Source organism: Psychrobacillus sp. FSL K6-2365 (assembly GCF_038003165.1).
Classification (GTDB): Bacteria; Bacillota; Bacilli; order Bacillales_A; family Planococcaceae; genus Psychrobacillus; species Psychrobacillus psychrodurans.
The window spans coordinates 2,769,702-2,789,055 of record NZ_JBBOOO010000001.1 but is presented as its reverse complement, the minus strand read 5'-3'; the positions used below and the strand labels follow the sequence as shown (position 1 = coordinate 2,789,055).

The following is a 19,354-nucleotide window of genomic DNA, read 5'->3' as shown; positions in this document are numbered from 1 at the left end:
ATAAGAAGAGGCTGCCCGCTTCTCACCTGTTTGACACCTACAAGTGTTGTTGACTGGTAAGCACAAGATCGACTGTAACATGTAGTTACTACATGTACTCATATCGGCGGGCAGACATATATTATATGTCTGTCCGCTTTTTTTATGGATCTAAAACGGCGTAACTTATTCGTTTCTACGGAATTTATGCCCAAACCATGTATTCGCGACACTATTTGGAGGTGGATCATTATTAGCAAAGACATGTATGTAAACGATGGCATTCGAGCTCGCGAACTACGAGTTATTGATCAGAATGGTGATCAATTAGGATTAAAAACACGTAACGAAGCACTTGAAATAGCAGGTCGTGTAAATTTGGATCTTGTCCTTGTGGCTCCTCAAGCCAAGCCACCAGTCGCTCGTATCATGGACTATGGTAAATTCAAATTTGAGCAGCAAAAGAAAGATCGTGAAGTTCGTAAAAATCAAAAAATCATCGTGATGAAAGAGGTTCGTTTGAGCCCAACAATCGATGAGCATGATTTCCAAACGAAATTGAAAAACGCGATCAAGTTCCTTGAAAAAGGAGATAAAGTGAAAGCATCTATTCGCTTTAAAGGTCGTGCCATCACTCATAAAGAGATCGGACAACGAGTTTTAGATAGATTTGCAGAAGCTTGTACGGAAGTATCCACTATCGAGTCAAAACCGAAAATGGATGGCCGTAGTATGTTCTTAGTGCTTGCACCAAAGAACGAAAAACAGTAATAGAGTACAATTGTTTAGGAGGAATTCGACATGCCGAAAATGAAAACTCACCGTGGAGCTGCAAAGCGTTTCAAAAAAACCGGGACTGGAAAATTAAAACATGACCGTGCTTTTGGAAGCCACTTATTCGCTAACAAATCTACTAAAGCAAAACGTAAACTACGTAAAACTAAAGTAGCATCTTCAGGCGATTACAAACGTATCAAAACTTTATTAACTTACATGAAATAATAACAGAAATTCAATCATTCGAAAGAATAGCAGGAGGTAATGAATCATGCCACGCGTAAAAAGCACACCAGTAACTAAACGTCGTCGTAAAAAAGTATTAAAATTAGCTAAAGGTTATTACGGTTCTAAACATACATTATACAAAGTTGCTAACCAACAAGTAATGAAATCATTCATGTATGCATACCGTGACCGTCGCAACAAAAAACGTGATTTCCGTAGACTATGGATTACACGTATCAATGCGGCAGCACGTATGAACGGACTTTCTTATAGCCGTTTAATGCACGGATTAAAATTAGCTGAAATCGAAGTTAACCGTAAAATGTTAGCGGATCTTGCAGTAACAGATTCTCAAGCATTTACACAACTTGCAGATGCAGCAAAAAAAGCAATCGCAAAATAATTTAAGATAAAAAAGCTGATAGAGGTTCTATCAGCTTTTTTTGTACAAGGAGCCTAATATGTATGACAAACGTTATTCTTATTTTCATATTAATCATGTCGATTATCGCTTTTTTTGTAATGGGATACGACAAATCACAAGCAAGAAAACAGGGGCAACGGATTTCGGAAAGAACACTTTGGACATTCGCGCTATTAGGTGGAGGAATTGGGGCATATATTGGTATGCAAATGTTTCGCCATAAAACAAAGCATACGAACTTTCGTGTTGGATTTTTAATGTTAATGATCTTATATGCTTTCTTAATATTCTACATATTAACAACAGACAGCTCTATCATTGCATAGGGGTGTCTTTTTGTGTATGCTCAGATTTCTAGGGGAAGTGCCTGTGCTTTGTGAAAATTGGCACAAGATACTAGTAGTGATGCCTCGTTGAAGACAAAGAGTGTGCTTTGAGTAATGACATGATTTCGGTTAACGCGGTCGCTTTCCAAGGTCGAGGATTCTAAAACCAGAAATAATCCCATAGAGTGTTGCAAAGGAACGAAGGCTTCGAACAACTTCAGCATGTTTTGGCATTGCCTTCGTGACCAACATTCTGTTGTTCTCCGCTGGATTTGCTGTGTTTCACTGTAATCACTAATTTCTGAGTCCCTTTTGTACATTTTATAGATTTGTTGCATTTTTAAATTTTCATGGGAGTTTAATAATATTGTTTTTGATTAATATCGTTTTTTTGAATTTGGAAATTTACTATTATAAATTTTGTTCCATATTTTTAAGACACTTGGATAACAAATATTAAACGAAGGTACTCTACTCCTCGAAAACATTTTGATTCAAGACCTCATGTATCACTACTTCTTTTACAATTTGGTAGTAGTTCATAATATCCCTCTTTCAAAATGCATTTTTAGTGATGTATGCTACCCGCTTATTTGGCTAACCTGCTTCTTTAGTTCAATAACAAACCCGTTATGGTAATAGTGAAAAGAAATAAAGAGACAATAATGAATAAATATCCTTCAAATCTTTTCCGGTCTTTTTGAAGTTCGTATAATCCTGACGCTAACATAAATGCCCCTAAGCACATCATTACAATCGGCATTAAATCAAAATCTCTACTTATCAGACTATAACAAGATAAAGAAAAAGCAATTATTGCAAATACAATTCTAGTTTTTTTCATCAATTTATCCCCCCAAAAAAATTTTTTATCTTAGCTTTAATTTTGTGGATTAAATAGAACCCTTATTACACTAAACTGCTCCGTTATTTTAAGTGAAACATAGCCTATAACAATAGCCAAAATAATAAACAAAATGATACTAATCCATACTTGTACTGGCTTGCCTAGGTCATCCGATTATATCTACCTGTATCTACAAGAGTCGCTATTGACTAGTATAATTAAGAGAGAGAAATTACATATACAAAACCATTTACTTGCTCTTGAATTTTACTTACTTTTCATCCTTCAGAGATTACTTGTGCAGATTGTTAGTTTACTTGCTTAAGAAGCTTATTTACTTGCGGAACGGAAAATATATCCATCAATACTTTCAATTATCCGATGGATGATCTGTAAAAAGAAAATTCTACATCACAGTGGTCCCTTGGATGTGCGCATTACGAGCCGCAAGAGCGAAAGAATGAGACTCCAAAAGGGCTGAAATGAGGATAGATAGCGATCGAGATCCATCCTTGAAGGTTACAAGCGTAGCAAGCGGAAAGTTCAACATTCGTGTAGAGTGTTTCCTATAATTAAATATTTGATATTTTTTTAAAATGTAGATTCCATTAATCACTATCCATTATCGATCAATCACAAAAAGGTTAGCCGAAAACTCTCGGCTAACCGTGTTATATTTTCACTGGTCATCCCGCATTAATTGCTCAATAGGGCTTTTCCAGTTTATTTTGGCATTTGGGTAATTCATTTTAATTTCATTTTGTAAGAAACGTAAGTCTTCTTTTGTAAAGCCCTGTAATTTAGCTGGATCTTTTGTCCAAATAAAGATAGAAACGACTTCGAAGGCTTGGTCGGTAGTACCTAAATATTTTTCTCCCTCAAATAGGATCCCTTTATACGTGATAAAGAAGTTTTTACGAACATTTTTTACCTCATCATAATAATAATACTGTTCTTTTTCATATGCCTCATCCAGTTTACGCTTAGGATCAAATAAGTAGCGAAGAATTTTATAAAAAACATATATGATAAGTATCAAAATAAGCAGTCTTAGTAAATGGAACATCTCAAATGTCCTCCTTGTAAAATACATTGTACTTGCTATACGATAGAAGAGGTAGTTTGGTTTCAAAATAAATTAAAATATTTGGAGGAAATGATGAATTTACACAAACTTTTTACAATGCAGCGCGCTTTAGACCAATATATACAATCCAACAAGCAAGTTACGGAGGATGTTTTTGTAAAAAAAGGGTTGGCACTAATAGTTGAACTTGCGGAACTTGCAAACGAAACGAGATGCTTTAAATTCTGGAGTGAAAAGGGTCCTTCAGAACGAAGTGTTATCTTAGAGGAGTATGTTGATTCCATTCACTTTATATTATCGTTAGGTATAGAAAAAGGATTTGAAGATTTAGAGGAATGGCCTCATAAAAGTATTAATGGAGATTTAACTGCACTTTTCATAGGCACAAATGAATCCGTTTTGACATTTTTAAATGAACCGACTCAGAATCACTACGAAAAACTGTGGATAATGTATGGGGCAATTGCGGACAAACTAGGGTTTAGCAGTGAGGACGTCTTACAGGCATATATCGAAAAAAATCAAACAAATTATGACCGTCAAAAAAGTGGTTATTGATTTGAGTGAAACTTTTTCGTAGACTAGCCGTAAAAAAATAATACATATTAAAACGGTGGTGTAATCTATGAAAAAGTTTCTTGTATCTATAATATTAGTTGTACTGTCACTCTCCTTTGGAATAGTAGCAGAAGCAAAGTCCTATTCCATTGATAAAATACATATAAAATCTTGGATTCAACCAAATGGGGACCTGTTAGTAAATGAAGTATTTACTTATAATTTTGAGGGGGCTTTCTCTAAATTGCATAGGTCTTTTCCAAATGAACATGGTAAAGACGTAGAACAATTTTATGCTTATGAGTTAGCCGACTTGAACTTGGAACCAGGGTTTATTGATCAAGCTATGATGACACCCTTACAAGTGACAAAAGATAATAATACATTTTTTTCGGATATAGGAGTACGTGATCGGCAAGTATCATTTTTGTATGCTTATACGCTCAAAAATAGTGTCACTGCATATGATAATTATAACGAGCTAGATGTTGTTTATTTTGAAGAAGGGGACAACCATGATCAGGATTATTCTAATCTAACGATAGATTATATTCTTCCCGAAACAGCTGAAACAACTACGTTTGAAGGCGTTTTGTACAATAAAGCAAAGGTGAAAACGGAGAAAAATACTTTTGGTATTCGATTTACAAGTCCTGTTTCCAAAGCATTTACTGAAACGAAGACTAGTTTAATATTCCCTGCAGACCTAATTGCATTATCTGGAAAAACTATAGCAGCAATACCCTATAAAGATGCTTTAGCTAATGAAATAGAAGAACAGAAAAAATGGAATAAAAGACTGTCTTATATCGATACACTTATCTCATTCATACCGAAAGTCTCATATACAATACTAATTATTATCTTATGCTTACTGCTTTTCTTACCGCAAAGACATTTTTGGAGAAAGGGGTATAGTGAGGAAGTTCTAAATACGGATGTATTGTATTTGTTTTTTGTTGATAAATGCGGAAACCCCAATACTAAAGACTTCCTTGCAGGTCTCTTTTCATTAGTAGAAAGAGGGGCTGTTAAGGTAAAACATGCAAAGTCTGCACTTCGTTTTAAACACGATCCAAAAGCGCCGGAAGAAACATTGGATTTCCGGCTTACTAATGGCGAACTCGCGACTTCAGTTTTTGAGAAGCAAATGACTAGTTGGCTATTTACAACTAGAAGTGGCTCTAGAAAATGGGCTTTTCATTTACATGATGCTGCAGGTGCTGCGAAAGATAATAAAAATTCCACATTCTTTCATAGCAAAGTAAAAGTCTTTAAAAAGAAAAAAACGGAGTGGCATCAGTTAGTAGAAAAAGAGTTAGAAGAGGCGGGAGCTATGAATAGAAAAATTCCCCTACTAATCATTACAGCTTCTATCCTAATGCTTTCGCTGATTACTATGTTCGCTTATTATGCAAATGTACAGAGCTATCCGGCTATAGCTATTATAGCCATATTTACGATTATTTTTTTAGTTATCCTATGGATAAAAAAACGTTCGACATTATTTTTAAGTATATACGCTATTCTATTATTTTTCTTTACTACTTCTATTGCAAATGAAGAGGTTGTAAATTTAATAATTGGATTATTATTTTTGGTTATCATTTTATATTTTGTTGCACCAAGAAATATTCTTTCGATGAATGCAGTCCGTGCAAAGGATGCAGTACGTTCCTATCGAAAAGAATTAAAAAATGGGATGCCAAATACATTAAATAATAATGAGCAAGAAAAATGGGTAGTAAGAGCTTATTTACTAGGTAAAAAAAATGTAGATATACCAACGAAGGAGTTTTCTGTTCCATTTGCTGCCGTATTACTTGCAAGCACAGACCCCATAGATTATGTTACTAAGTCTTGGTCATGGACTAAGATTTCCACGTCATCAGATGGAGGAAGTTCTCACTCGGGAGGTTCATCAGATGGTGGTGGAGACGGCGGTGGAGGTGCGGGAGCTGATTGAAATATCGTGGGCTCAAATTTTGAAAATGTCATTAATTTAGAATATAATTAAATCGTACATATATTTAGGAGGTCGAAATAATGCCAAAGCTAGATGAAACATTGACGATGTTAAAGGAATTGACGGATGCTAAAGGGATTCCTGGTAACGAGCGTGAACCAAGAGAAGTGATGGAAAAGTACATTGCACCTTTTGCAGATAAAATCGAATACGATAATCTTGGTAGCTTGATCGCAGAAAAAGTGGGAGATGCGAACGGTCCTAAAATCATGGTAGCTGGACATTTAGATGAAGTCGGATTTATGATTTCAAAAATCGATGACAAAGGATTTTTGAGCTTCCAAACAGTCGGTGGTTGGTGGTCTCAAGTAATGCTTGCACAGCGGGTAACAATTGTCACTCGTAAAGGAGATAATATAACTGGTATTATCGGTTCTAAACCTCCTCATATACTGTCTGCAGAAGCACGTAAAAAAGCAGCGGATATAAAGGATATGTTCATTGATATAGGTGCATCATCTAAAGAAGAAGCAATGGAATGGGGCGTATTACCAGGAGATATGGTAGTTCCTTATTTTGAGTTTTCTGTAATGAATAACGAAAAACTTCTATTAGCAAAAGCGTGGGATAACCGTATAGGTTGTGCAATCGCAGTGGATGTATTAAAAGCATTAAAGGATGAAAAACATCCAAACGTCGTTTATGGAGTAGGTAATGTTCAAGAAGAGGTAGGCCTTCGAGGTGCTAAAACAACTACTAATAAGATAAAACCAGATATCGGCTTTGCTGTAGATGTGGGGGTAGCTGGTGACACTCCAGGTATTACTGCAAAAGAATCGACAAGTAAAATGGGTGAGGGACCACAAATCGTATTATTTGATGCTTCCATGGTTTCCCATAAAGGTTTACGTGATTTTGTAACAGATACTGCAGACGAGCATAATATTCCTTACCAATTTGAAATGATACCAGGTGGAGGAACTGATGCAGGTTCTATGCATATTTCTGTTAATGGTGTTCCTTCGCTGTCTATTGGTGTAGCGACGCGATATATACATTCTCATGCAGGAATTTTGCATAGAGATGACTACGAAAACACGGTGAAATTAATTGTAGAAGTGATAAAGAAATTAGATCGTGATGCAGTAAATAAAATTACTTTTAATTAGGTCATAACATAGAAGAAATGAGTGAGGAATGATTTACTAATACCCTCATTTCCCGTATTAAATTATCATTTTAACTGAGGCTGGGACTAAACCCCAAAACAGCATTTTTCTCTGTGAGAAAAATGCTGTTTTTTTTTGCTGTGCAAAAAATTGATTTCCATTCCAGGGACGCTTTCCACGGGCGTGGCCTGAGCCTGTAGTCTCAGGTGTCACGCTATTCCCGTAGGAGTCGTCCCTCCATTCCAATCAATTTTATTAAATATCCATTATTTAGTAAAGGTTTCTCTTTATCCAATAAAATTTCTACTTCTGTCCCAGCCCATTTCCTTTATATAGATTTATTGTGTTTCGTTAAATTGAAATATCTAATTTATTCTACAAAGTAGATATATATATATAAAGCTGTTTTAAGTAATGTAAGAGTCCATATACCTAAATTTTATAGATAATAATAGTAAATAATGAAAATATCCACAATTATAGTGAAAAAGTACTTTTAATTTATGAATTAACGTGTGAAAATGTATTCAATTTTTTATTTCTAAACTGAATTTTCCTGTTATAATGAGTTGTCTGAACTTTTAATTACTAGATATGTAAAATTCAATTTAGAAGGATGATTTAACATGAGAAATTCAGTAAAATGGAAGATAATTATTACCGTAATGGTCCTGATAATTATTAGTATGTCAGCTTTAAGTGTAATCAGTACATTAATGGTTAGTGACAAAACGGAAGAAAGTTTAATCGAACAAAGTCAAGTAGTAGTTAATGGTATGTCTTCCACAATTGACACTTACCTGGGTTCTTATGAAAGTGCTGTGGAACAAATGTCTAAATCCTCCGAGATTGTACAATTTTATAATGAATATATAAATGCAGGGGAAGATGCAAAGGCTCCGCTTCAACAAGAATTATCTAACAAGTTTAAAGAATTCTCGTCTGTATATGATGCAACTTCAGCTATTTACTATGCGTTACCTAGTAAACATTTAGAAATTTATCCAGCGGCAGATTTACCAGCAGACTTTGATCCTACATCAAGAGAGTGGTATCAAAATGGACTTGCGAGCAAGGAAGAGTTTGTTTGGTCAAAACCATATATGGATGAAATAACTAAAACGTATACGATTACTGGTTCTAAAGCGGTTGTGGTAAATGGAGAGGTGATGGGAGTTATCGGTATTGATATCCTACTATCACAACTGACAAACACTATATCTGAAAGTGAGCTAGGATTTGATGGGTATCCTATTATTATGGAGGAAGATGGAACGGCCATTGCACATCCTACGTTAGCAGGTGAAAACTTATCTAACTATGCATTTATAAATAAAATGCTAGCGAGTACCGAGGAGGAAGGGGTAATTCGCGATTCTACTGACGGGATGTCAACAATATCCGTATTCACAACTCTCCCAGGGTTAGATTGGAAAGTAGGAGCAGTTTATGAACAGGATAATATAAATCAGATTGCTGATAGCATTCGTAATGTAATTATAATGATTGCAGTAGCTATTATGATATTCATGTTTATTTCTCTTTACTTTGTAACAAAACGTCTAATACAGCCTATTGAGCAATTGAAAAAACTAATGGATCAGGTAGCCGAAGGGGATCTAACAGTTCATGCGAAAGTTGATACTACCGATGAAATAGGTCAATTAGCAAATAACTTCAACAAGATGACGGATAGTATGCATAACATAATTGGAGTAGTAAAAGACTCAGCTAATCATGTACAATCCAACTCAGAAAGTTTAAGTGCAGTAGCAGAGGAAACTACCGCTTCAGCAGAACAGGTATCTGTTGCTATTGAAGAAATAGCGGAAGGTGCTTTAAAATCAGCAGAGGATGCAGAAGAAGTTACAAATAACTCAGTTCATTTAAGTGATCAGATCAATCTGATCAGTGAGAAATCGCATAAGATGACGACTATTGCTAAGAAAGCCAGTGAAATTAATATCAATGGCCAAAATCAGATGAGTGAATTGAAAAACTCATTTAATAGTTGGGAAACAAACTTGACTTCTATGGGCAGCGTTGTTAATACGCTAGAACGTAAAGTAAAGGCAATAGGTGGAGTAATGGAAACAATCATGGAAATCTCCGCACAAACAAACTTACTTGCTTTAAATGCTAGTATTGAAGCAGCAAGAGCGGGTGAACATGGTAAAGGTTTTGCGGTAGTTGCAGATGAAGTTAGGAAATTAGCGGAACAGTCAGCTAAAGCAACAGTAGATGTTAAAAAGACCATTCTTGAATTACAACAGGAATCAGCTTTAGTAAGCGAACAAATGAATGAAACGAGAGAAACCTTCCAAAGTCAGGGGACGGTAGTGGTTGATACAGAAATGACCTTTAAGGAAATATCGGAGCTTATGTCCTCTATGCAAACTTCTATCGACGAAGTATCTAATGAAATAGAACAAGTATCTAATTACAAGGAACAAGTGGTAGATACAATCCAAATGATGGCAGCTACATCACAACAAACGGCTGCTGCATGTGAAGAAGTGAGTGCTTCTTCCGATGAACAACTTCGTGCTATTCAATCGGTAGCAAGTGCCTCTGAAACATTGACTGAACTAAGCGACAAATTAACAGAGGCCGTAAATCGCTTTCAAGTATAAAAAATAGAAGTTCATATAAATTAAGTTGAATATTCCTCATGCGTATCCATAATTAGTACATGAAAATGTACTAATTATGGATACGCATGAGGTTTTTTTGCTTTAAATAAGGTATGTATCAATGGTGACGACCAAACCATTACCAAAAAGTGTATACAATAAACGTCTGTATGCATATATATGTAAATGGATATACAATTTAATTCTACATTTTATATAAATTTACAAAGAAAATTTAATGAAAGTATTTTTTTATTCAGTTATTTCAACTGTATTTTAATAAAATTGAATTTTTATAATTTGTATAATAATTCACTTGACTTAATATTTATCCAATAATATAATATGTATTACATAAATATACGGAAAAGGAGATTTTTTAGATGAAGTTACTCGAATGGGTGAATTTAAAGGTAGTGGATAGCTTAAAAGGGAAAGACTTACTAACGCTTTTAGATTACTCAAAGGAGGAAGTTAACGATTTAATCCAGTTGGCAGTTGAGTTGAAGGCTTTGACGAAAGCTGGAAAATGTCCTCCATTACTAGAAGGTAAAACGTTAGGCATGATTTTTGAAAAACATTCAACCCGTACAAGAATCTCCTTTGAAGTAGGTATGAAGCAATTAGGTGGTAACGGTATGTTCATGAACGCGCGTGATTTACAGATCGGTCGAGGTGAATCTGTATATGACACAGGTCATGTTTTGTCTGGTTACTTAGATGGAATCATGATTCGTGCAAATTCCCATGAAATGGTTAAAGAGCTTGCTGAACATGCCAGTATTCCTGTCATTAATGGTTTAACAGATATTTTCCATCCATGCCAAGCACTTGCTGACATTTTAACGATTCATGAAGTAAAAGGATACACTTCTGGACTCAAACTTGCATATATCGGTGATGGAAACAATGTTGCGCATTCACTAGTAATAGCTGCAGCTCATATGGGGATGCATATTTCCGTGGCAACTCCAGTTGGCTATGAAGCTGACATGCAAATACTAGAAAAGGCTAATGCTCTTGCTCTAAAAAATGGTGGCTCGCTGTTCGTTTCTAATGATCCTGTAGAAGCGGTCGTAAATGCAGATGTTGTATATACGGATGTATGGACATCGATGGGGCAAGAAGAGGAAACAACTAAGAGACTTGCTGATTTTAAAAACTATCAAATCAATGATGAATTAGTTGCTAATGCAAAAAAAGATTTTATGTTTTTACATTGCTTGCCGGCCCATCGTGAAGAAGAGGTTGCCAGCTCTGTGATTGATGGTCCGAACTCGTATATTTTCCAACAAGCTGAAAATCGCTTGCATGCACAAAAAGCAATACTTGCATCAGTAATGGCTTAAATTTGTATCACAAATGAATGTAGACAGGGTCTGTCTCTTTGTTTGGAATTATTTATAGTGATGTCGTGTATCAAGATGGATAACTTCATCACTACATAGGAAGAGTGATTCGGGAGACGCTGAATCACTCTTTATTATTTTTAAAAAGTAATTCTAGGTATGTGAAGTTTAAATTACACTATTTCTATATCCTACTTACATTTAGATACATAGATTAGAATTACAATATGTATTGCCAAAATCTCCTCATTTGAACATAAAAAAGAAGTAGAGCGACGAGAACTCTACTCCAAATAAACAAGTTTATTCAACTTGGGCTTTAGTTGTGCTATCAATAGAAACAACGACGTTTTCTTTCACATCCTCTTTCACTGGACGCTTAGACCAGTACGTTGCTAATATCGGTCCAGAAATATTATGCCATACAGCACCTAAAGCACTTGGAAGTGCTGCAAGTGGCCCTAAGTGTGTACCTGCTAAAGCAACACCCAAACCAGAGTTTTGCATACCTACTTCAATAGATATAGCACGACGATCCAGCTCAGATAATCCCAGAAGTTTTGCGGTATAATAGCCAAGTAATAAACCTGCTCCATTATGCAAAAATACTCCTAAAAATACTAACAAACCAGCTGAAGCGATATTATTTACATTTCCTGCAACAACAGCTGAAACAATAGTTATTATTGCCAACACGGATATTAAAGGGACAATATTTGTACTTTTCTCAACGGCAACTGGAAACAATTTTTTCACGATTAATCCAAGTACGATTGGGAAAATTATGACTTGAACAATTGATATAAACATTTCAACTGCATTTACAGGCATCCACTGTCCAGCAAATAAAAGTAATAATGCAGGTGTTAACAATGGAGCAAGCAGTGTTGAAAAAGATGTCATTGTAATCGAAAGTGGCACGTTTCCTTTTGCTAAATAAACCATTACATTAGAAGCAGTTCCTCCTGGGACTGAACCGAGTAGTACTAGCCCCGCAGCTAACTCACTAGGTAAATTTAATATATAAGCAATTGTAAAAGCAATAAGTGGCATTATGACAAATTGCGCTATAACACCGATGATAACAGGTTTAGGGTGTGTTGCGATTAATTTAAAATCAACTGCCTTTAAGGTGAGACCCATACCAAACATAACAACACCTAGTAAAATTGTAATATAACCCTTGATTGGTAAAAACGTTTCTGGAACTAAAAATGCAATTACTCCTACGACAATTACAAGTAGTGCAAAATATTTGCCTGCCAAATTACTGATAGATTCCAATACTTTCATCTTATTCACCAGTACTTTCTATTTTTACGATTTTTTGTGGATTTAAAATATTGTTAGGATCAAGAGCTATTTTAATCTTTTCCATTACCTGTAAAGCAGCGCCGTGCTCTAATGCTTGGTATTTTTGTTTACCAATACCAACGCCATGCTCTCCTGTACAAGTGCCGTTACGATCGATTGCATAATGCACTATTTTTTCATTAAAACTGTCTGCCCTAGCAACTTCTTCAGCATCATTCATATCAATCATTATTATTGCATGGAAATTACCATCTCCCACATGACCAGTAAGACCTCCAATAAGATCAAGGGAATTTAATTCCTTACGTGCAAAAACCACAGCATCGGCTAGTTCAGAGATTGGTACACACACATCAGTAACCATCATTTTTTTACCGACATTCCCATGGATATACGCATACGCTAAGTTATGTCTTGCGTCCCATAGCTTAGTACGTGCTGTATTATCTGTTTCAAATTGGATTTCTTCGCAGCTGTGATCTTCCATTATTTCTTTTGTAAACTCTACATCTTGTTTTAAACCTGCTTCATTGCCGTCAAATTCTAAAAATAAGGTTGGTCTCTCTGCATAATTCGTTTCACTAAAACGATTAACTTGTCGAATAGATTCTTCGTCGACCAGTTCCACGCGAGCGATTGGAATTCCTGCCTGTAAAATAGAAGTGACAGCTTCTACCGCGTGTTGAACTGTCGGAAAGACAGCTCGAGCTGCTGTTGTGAATTCAGGTATCCCGTATACTCTTAAGGTTAATTCTGTAAAACAGCCTAGTGTCCCTTCAGAACCTACAAATAAACCATTCAAATGATACCCAGAAGCTGATTTTGCTGCAAGGCTTCCAGTATGTATAACAGTGCCATCCGCTAGGACAACTTCTAAATCACGTACCTGATCACGCATCACACCGTATTTAACCGTCGTTGTGCCACTAGCATTTGTTGCTGCCATACCACCAAGTGTCGCATCTGCTCCAGGATCTACAGAGAAGAATAATCCGTATTTTTTTAGCTCCTTGTTTAATTGTGTTCGAGTTACACCAGGTTGCACCTTGACTAGCAGGTCATTTTCACGGATTTCCAATATTTTATCCATTAATGAAAAATCGATTGTAATTCCATTATCATAGGGAATTACATGACCTTCTAGGCTTGAACCGCGCCCAAATGGAACGACAGGTATATGTAGATTATTTGCAGTCTTCAAAATTTGACTAACCTCATCCGTTTCTTTGGGAAACACTACTATGTCAGGAAGACTTACTTCATGATAAGACTCATCTTTACTATGTAATTCTCTTACAGTCAGATTGACTGAAATCTGCTCTTCGTTTAAAAATTTCTTTAATTCACTTAAAGTAATTTCAATGGATGTATTCATTTTATTCGCCTCTTTAATATATTGATAATTTATTAGAATATTTCCAATGATTCCAATAAAACAATTATAAGCAGTAATTATAAAAAGGCAAACTTTTATTGTTGTAATTTTTGGATATAAACACAATTTAATATATTGTATAGTTGGGGAGAAGGCCATATGACAATATTGTAAGCGGTTTAGTAATTCTTGAAAAAATTTAATAAAAATTGAAAAACCCCGTGAAGAATTCCATTTCTTCACGGGATTATCTCATTTTGCGAATGCAGTTGCTAATTCACTTAATACGGATTGTTTGTTCGATTCATCTGTCATATTCCACCATTTTTCAAAGAAAACACCTAATCCAGGTAGTAAGTGTTCCTCGCCTCTTTGGATAGCATCTTCTACTACACCTCGAATATCTGTTGCGGTATGACCTTTCATATTAGCTGTAATAGCTTCTCTTATTTGAAAATCCATTTAATCACTCCTTGTAATTATCTTCCCCAAACTCTCGCAAGCTATACATGATTTTGTTACACTAAAATAAAAAAGGCGGTTACATATACATGAAACGAATTGAATCTCCGCAAAATTCTTTAGTAAAGCATTGGAAAAAATTATTAAGTGTTAGAAAAGAACGCGACAAAACAGGCGAATTCATTATAGAAGGATATCATTTAGTAGAAGAAGCAATTAAGCAAAAAGAAAATGTACTTACCATTATGATAAGTGATACAGCGGAAGTTCCTGAAAATTGGGATATAAAAAATATGGAAGTTGTAGAAATAAATGATTTGATAAAAAAAGAGTTAGCCGAAACAGAACATACACAAGGTATATTTGCACATTGCAAGCAACAAACTGTGAATGAAGAGGAGTATGTTAACTGGAATCGCATATTATTAATAGATGCTGTACAGGATCCAGGGAATATTGGCACAATGATTCGGACAGCAGATGCGTCTGGTCTTGATGCTGTTATTCTTGGGAAAGGATCAGCAGATGCCTATAATTCGAAAACGCTGCGTTCTGCACAGGGATCTCATTTCCATTTGCCAATTATCAAAGGTAATCTCTCTGAATGGGTAGAAAAATTGAAAGAACGAAAAGTAACCGTATTTGGTACAGCGTTTGAAAATTCTACACCATATAATGAAGTTAAAAAAGAACAAACATTTGCGCTAATCGTAGGAAATGAAGGAAGTGGTATTAATAAGGAACTTCTCGGGCAGACCGATCAAAATATAATCGTTCCTTTATTGGGACAAGCAGAATCATTAAACGTTGCAGTTGCTACGGGTATTTTGTTGTATGGTCTTACTTTAAAATAATTATAAAATCATTATGCTGTAATTAATTCAGTATACGTATAAAAATAAATCAGACTTGAAGAAAAATTAAAAAGTCCGTATAATAGATGTAATCTAATATATAAAAGCTGTCATCGGGAAAAGTATATATGCTAATTTGAAAACAGGAATTTTACACCTTGACTGAAAGTGTAAATAGAGAATGCATATAGAAGTTCACCCCGCTAGCTGCCACCGGGACCAGCAATTGCTGTAAAGGTGAGCCGGTGTAGAGCCGTTAGTCGAATTGAGTGATTGCACTTATCTTTGTGCAATAATCAGGGTGGTACCGCGAAATTAGTCCTCGTCCCTTTTATAGGGGCGGGGATTTTTTATTTTGTCTCATATTTTGTAAAAGAATATTTAATAGCAAGATAAGGTGCAAAATATGTTGTCCATTTAGATAAGGTGAATTTGATTAAGGAGAGATCAGGAAAATGGAAGCACAACTTCAACAATTAAAAGAAGAAGTACTACAAAAAATTGAAGCTTCAGCGAGCGTTAAAGAACTTAATGACGTGCGTGTTGCCTACTTAGGAAAGAAAGGACCCATTACGGATTTACTAAAAGGAATGGGTAAACTTCCTGCGGAGGAACGTCCGAAAATGGGAGCGTTAGTAAATGTTGTTCGTGAAGAGGTAACGACTGTATTAGAGGCACGTATGACATTGCTTCAAGAACAAGCAATTAATGAACAACTAGAAAAAGAATCAATTGATGTAACACTACCAGGTCGTCCAGTAAAAATGGGGAATCATCATCCACTAACTCGAGTAGTAGAGGAGATTGAAGATTTATTTATAGGCATGGGTTATGAGATTGCAGAAGGTCCAGAAGTAGAAAAAGACTATTATAATTTCGAAGCGCTGAATTTACCAAAAGGTCATCCAGCTCGTGATATGCAAGACTCTTTCTATATTTCAGAGGATAATCTATTGCGTACTCATACGTCTCCAGTTCAAGCACGTACGATGGAAGCAAAAGAAGGCCAACCAATTAAAATTATTTGCCCAGGTAAAGTATATCGCCGGGATAATGATGACGCGACGCATTCACATCAATTTACACAAATTGAAGGACTTGTAATCGGTGAAAATATTCGCATGAGTGACCTTAAAGGTACACTTTCTGTATTTGCGAAGAAAATGTTCGGGGATGACCGTGAAATTCGTCTACGTCCAAGCTTCTTCCCATTCACAGAGCCTTCAGTGGAAATGGATATTTCTTGCTTTAAATGTGGTGGCGATGGCTGTAACGTTTGTAAGAAAACAGGTTGGATTGAGATTTTAGGTGCTGGAATGGTTCATCCGAACGTTTTAGAGATGGCTGGCTATGATTCTAAAAAGCTATCTGGATTTGCATTTGGTATGGGACCAGAACGTATTGCAATGTTGAAATATGGAGTGGAAGATATTCGTCATTTCTATACGAATGATGTGCGTTTCTTATCGCAATTCCACCGAACAGAAGTGTAAGGAGGAATTTGACATGTTAGTATCGACGAAATGGTTATCAGAGTATGTAAACACACAAGGATTAGATCCGAAAGATTTAGGGGAGAAAATCACACGTGCAGGTATTGAAGTAGATGCAGTGCTTGATCGTTCTCATGGAATGAAAAATGTTGTTGTAGGATATGTGAAAGAAAAAGTGAAGCATCCAGAAGCAGATAAATTGAATATTTGTCAGGTAGATGTTGGTGAAGAAACTACACAAATTATTTGTGGAGCACCAAATGTAGAAGCAGGGCAAAAAGTAATCGTTGCTCGTCCAGGAGCAGTACTTCCTGGTGGTATGAAGATTAAAAAAGCGAAGCTTCGTGGGGAAGAATCGAACGGAATGATTTGTTCCCTTCAAGAACTGGGAATTGAAGGTCGCCTTGTTCCTAAAGCATATGCTGATGGTATTTATGTTCTTCCGGAAACAGCTGTTCCTGGGGAGAGTGTTCTTCCACTTTTAGGTTTAGATGATATTGTTTTGGAACTTGGACTAACACCAAATCGTTCGGATGCATTGAGCATGCTTGGTGTTGCATATGAAGTTGGAGCAATTTTATCTGAGGATATGAAATATCCAGAAGCAGCATTTACAGCAAGTAATGTAAAAGCAACGGATTTCTTAAAACTAACAGTAGAAGCAATTGAAGAAAATCCAATGTATATTGCTAAAGTAGTGAAAAATGTACAAGTGAAAGAGTCGCCACTTTGGTTACAGCATCGCTTAATGGCAGCCGGTGTTCGTCCACATAATAATGTAGTAGATATTACGAACTATGTATTAATGGAATATGGTCAACCTCTTCATGCATTTGACTATGATCGTCTGGAAACAAAAGAGATTGTAGTGCGACTTGCAGGTGACGGGGAAAAAATTGTTACTCTTGACGACCAGGAACGTACATTGAAATCGAATAACCTAGTTATAACAAATGGCAATGAACCTGTTGCAATTGCCGGAGTGATGGGTGGAGCAAATTCTGAAGTTCATGATGGCACAACAACTGTTGTCATTGAGTCAGCTTACTTTGTAAGTGGTTCTGTTCGTCAAACATCGAAAGACCACAACTTACGCAGTGATGCGAGTGCACGTTTTGAAAAGGGGGTCGATCCAAACCGAGTAATTCTTGCAGCAGAGCGTGCGGCAAGCCTTCTTGCAGAACTTGCAGGAGGAGAAGTGCTAGCTGGTTCTGTGATCGTCGATGAGCTAGACAAAACTCCTGCTGAAGTAGTTGTATCTCCGGACTTCATCAACAACCGTTTAGGTATGAAGATTTCCTTAGAGGATATGACATCTATTTTAACTCGATTAAAATTTGATTACCAAGCAGCAAATGGTCTCTTGTACATTAAAGCACCAACTCGACGCCAGGATATTAAAATTGAAGAAGATATAATAGAAGAAATTGCTCGTATGTACGGCTATGATGAAATTCCAATGACATTACCAGTTGAGGAATCCAAACCAGGTGGACTAACGTCTTATCAAGCAAAACGTCGTCAAGTACGTGCATACTTAGAAGGTGCTGGTTTATATCAAGCAATTACGTATTCATTAACTTCTAAAGAAATGTCTCAAAAATTTGCGTTAGAAACAGCCACGGTAACAGAGTTGTTAATGCCGATGAGTGAAGAACGAAGCATACTTCGCCAAAGTTTAATCCCGCATTTACTAGAAGCTGTTACGTATAATACAGCCCGTCAAGCAGATACGGTAGCACTGTATGAAGTAGGCTCTGTTTTCTTAGGTGAAACTGATTCTGGATTACCTCATGAACAGGAACATCTAGCAGCGGTAATCTCTGGTAAATGGTTAGACCATAGCTGGCAAGGTGAGAAAAAAGTAGTTGATTTCTTTGTACTAAAAGGAATTGTAGAAGGATTAATGGAGCTTCTCGGACATACAAGTGAGCTTACATTTGAACGTGCAGTAGTAGATGGATTGCATCCTGGACGCACAGCTTCTATCAAATTGTCTGGAGAAAAAATCGGATTAATCGCTCAATTACACCCATCTGAGCAAAAAGATCGTGATTTAAAAGAAACGTATGTGTTGGAAATGGATTTAGCAAAAGTTCTAAATAAAGAAGTAGAAGCATTGTATTATGCACCAGTATCTAAATTCCCTTCTATTACACGTGATATTGCCTTAGTTGTAGATAGTGAAAAAGCAACTGGGGAACTTCAAGCGATTATCCAATTATCTGGTGGTAGATTATTAAAAGGTGTAAATCTATTCGATTTATACGAAGGAGAAAAAATGGAGCCAGGCAAAAAGTCGGTTGCATTCTCCCTAACATACTTTGATCCAGAACGTACCCTTACGGACGAAGAAGTAGTAAACGCTCATAACAAAGTATTAAAAGCACTTGCAGAGCAAGCGGGAGCGGAGTTAAGAGGATAATAAGTAAAAGTTGAGCAGCGCCGATTTTAGGTGTTGCTCTTTTTTTATAGAATTTTTAAAATATATTCAGAATAGTGTTTGAATTGTG

The 19,354-nt window shown here is 36.1% G+C and carries 18 protein-coding genes and 1 other annotated feature; of the genes, 12 read left to right on the top strand and 6 right to left on the bottom strand.

Annotated features, from left to right (window positions below; translation table 11 throughout):
- Positions 1–228: 228 nt before the first annotated feature.
- The 4 genes from infC (at position 229) to MKY29_RS13900 (ending at position 1,734) form a co-directional block, all read left to right on the top strand.
- Positions 229–750 (top strand): translation initiation factor IF-3, encoded by a 522-nt coding sequence (gene infC / locus MKY29_RS13915; RefSeq protein ID WP_211896192.1) that lies wholly within the window; start codon positions 229–231, stop codon positions 748–750.
- A gap of 30 nt (positions 751–780) precedes the next feature.
- Entirely contained in the window at positions 781–981 is a 201-nt protein-coding gene (rpmI, locus tag MKY29_RS13910) for a 50S ribosomal protein L35 (RefSeq protein WP_053588661.1), read from the top strand.
- A 46-nt stretch (positions 982–1,027) separates the two neighbouring features.
- Positions 1,028–1,387, top strand: a complete 360-nt coding sequence (gene rplT, locus MKY29_RS13905; protein ID WP_090564198.1) for a 50S ribosomal protein L20 — start codon at positions 1,028–1,030, stop codon at positions 1,385–1,387.
- Between the two features lie 62 nt (positions 1,388–1,449).
- Positions 1,450–1,734: a DUF1294 domain-containing protein gene (locus MKY29_RS13900; RefSeq protein ID WP_090564196.1), complete on the top strand. Its 285-nt coding sequence runs from the start codon at positions 1,450–1,452 to the stop codon at positions 1,732–1,734.
- 129 nt (positions 1,735–1,863) lie between these two features.
- Here MKY29_RS13900 and MKY29_RS13895 read toward each other — a convergent pair whose 3' ends face one another.
- The 3 genes from MKY29_RS13895 to MKY29_RS13885 form a co-directional block, all read right to left on the bottom strand.
- On the bottom strand, positions 1,864–1,986 hold the full coding sequence (locus MKY29_RS13895) for a hypothetical protein (protein WP_340880106.1): 123 nt from the start codon (positions 1,984–1,986) through the stop codon (positions 1,864–1,866).
- A 358-nt stretch (positions 1,987–2,344) separates the two neighbouring features.
- Entirely contained in the window at positions 2,345–2,578 is a 234-nt protein-coding gene (locus tag MKY29_RS13890) for a DUF3953 domain-containing protein (protein ID WP_093496046.1), read from the bottom strand.
- 682 nt (positions 2,579–3,260) lie between these two features.
- Positions 3,261–3,647, bottom strand: coding sequence for a sigma-w pathway protein ysdB (locus tag MKY29_RS13885; protein ID WP_093496045.1), 387 nt, complete (start codon positions 3,645–3,647; stop codon positions 3,261–3,263).
- 93 nt (positions 3,648–3,740) lie between these two features.
- Between MKY29_RS13885 and MKY29_RS13880 the strand changes: the two genes are divergently transcribed.
- The 5 genes from MKY29_RS13880 to argF all read left to right on the top strand — a co-directional run bounded on the left by MKY29_RS13880 (position 3,741) and on the right by argF (position 11,343).
- Positions 3,741–4,226 (top strand): dUTP diphosphatase, encoded by a 486-nt coding sequence (locus MKY29_RS13880; protein WP_269921566.1) that lies wholly within the window; start codon positions 3,741–3,743, stop codon positions 4,224–4,226.
- 67 nt (positions 4,227–4,293) lie between these two features.
- Entirely contained in the window at positions 4,294–6,192 is a 1,899-nt protein-coding gene (locus MKY29_RS13875) for a DUF2207 domain-containing protein (protein WP_340880105.1), read from the top strand.
- Between the two features lie 80 nt (positions 6,193–6,272).
- Complete coding sequence (locus tag MKY29_RS13870; RefSeq protein ID WP_093496042.1) at positions 6,273–7,361, top strand: M42 family metallopeptidase; 1,089 nt, start codon at positions 6,273–6,275, stop codon at positions 7,359–7,361.
- Between the two features lie 626 nt (positions 7,362–7,987).
- Positions 7,988–9,994 (top strand): methyl-accepting chemotaxis protein, encoded by a 2,007-nt coding sequence (locus MKY29_RS13865; protein ID WP_340880104.1) that lies wholly within the window; start codon positions 7,988–7,990, stop codon positions 9,992–9,994.
- Between the two features lie 383 nt (positions 9,995–10,377).
- The gene (gene argF, locus MKY29_RS13860) at positions 10,378–11,343 is read left to right on the top strand and encodes an ornithine carbamoyltransferase (protein WP_340880103.1); all 966 of its coding nucleotides are present in this window, start codon (positions 10,378–10,380) and stop codon (positions 11,341–11,343) included.
- A 303-nt stretch (positions 11,344–11,646) separates the two neighbouring features.
- Here argF and MKY29_RS13855 read toward each other — a convergent pair whose 3' ends face one another.
- From MKY29_RS13855 to sspI, 3 genes are all read right to left on the bottom strand, one after another.
- On the bottom strand, positions 11,647–12,636 hold the full coding sequence (locus MKY29_RS13855; protein ID WP_340880102.1) for a bile acid:sodium symporter family protein: 990 nt from the start codon (positions 12,634–12,636) through the stop codon (positions 11,647–11,649).
- Between the two features lies 1 nt (position 12,637).
- Positions 12,638–14,032, bottom strand: coding sequence for an FAD-binding oxidoreductase (locus tag MKY29_RS13850; protein WP_340880101.1), 1,395 nt, complete (start codon positions 14,030–14,032; stop codon positions 12,638–12,640).
- 252 nt (positions 14,033–14,284) lie between these two features.
- Positions 14,285–14,494, bottom strand: a complete 210-nt coding sequence (sspI, locus tag MKY29_RS13845; protein ID WP_090564172.1) for a small acid-soluble spore protein SspI — start codon at positions 14,492–14,494, stop codon at positions 14,285–14,287.
- Positions 14,495–14,583: 89 nt separating this feature from the next.
- On the opposite strand from sspI, the gene MKY29_RS13840 reads away from it, so the two are divergent.
- From MKY29_RS13840 to pheT, 3 genes are all read left to right on the top strand, one after another.
- Complete coding sequence (locus MKY29_RS13840; protein ID WP_241596823.1) at positions 14,584–15,348, top strand: TrmH family RNA methyltransferase; 765 nt, start codon at positions 14,584–14,586, stop codon at positions 15,346–15,348.
- Positions 15,349–15,448: 100 nt separating this feature from the next.
- Positions 15,449–15,681 (top strand) — a binding site (T-box leader).
- Positions 15,682–15,803: 122 nt separating this feature from the next.
- Positions 15,804–16,841 (top strand): phenylalanine--tRNA ligase subunit alpha, encoded by a 1,038-nt coding sequence (gene pheS, locus MKY29_RS13835; RefSeq protein WP_340880100.1) that lies wholly within the window; start codon positions 15,804–15,806, stop codon positions 16,839–16,841.
- Between the two features lie 13 nt (positions 16,842–16,854).
- Entirely contained in the window at positions 16,855–19,266 is a 2,412-nt protein-coding gene (gene pheT / locus MKY29_RS13830) for a phenylalanine--tRNA ligase subunit beta (protein WP_340880099.1), read from the top strand.
- Positions 19,267–19,354: the final 88 nt, after the last annotated feature.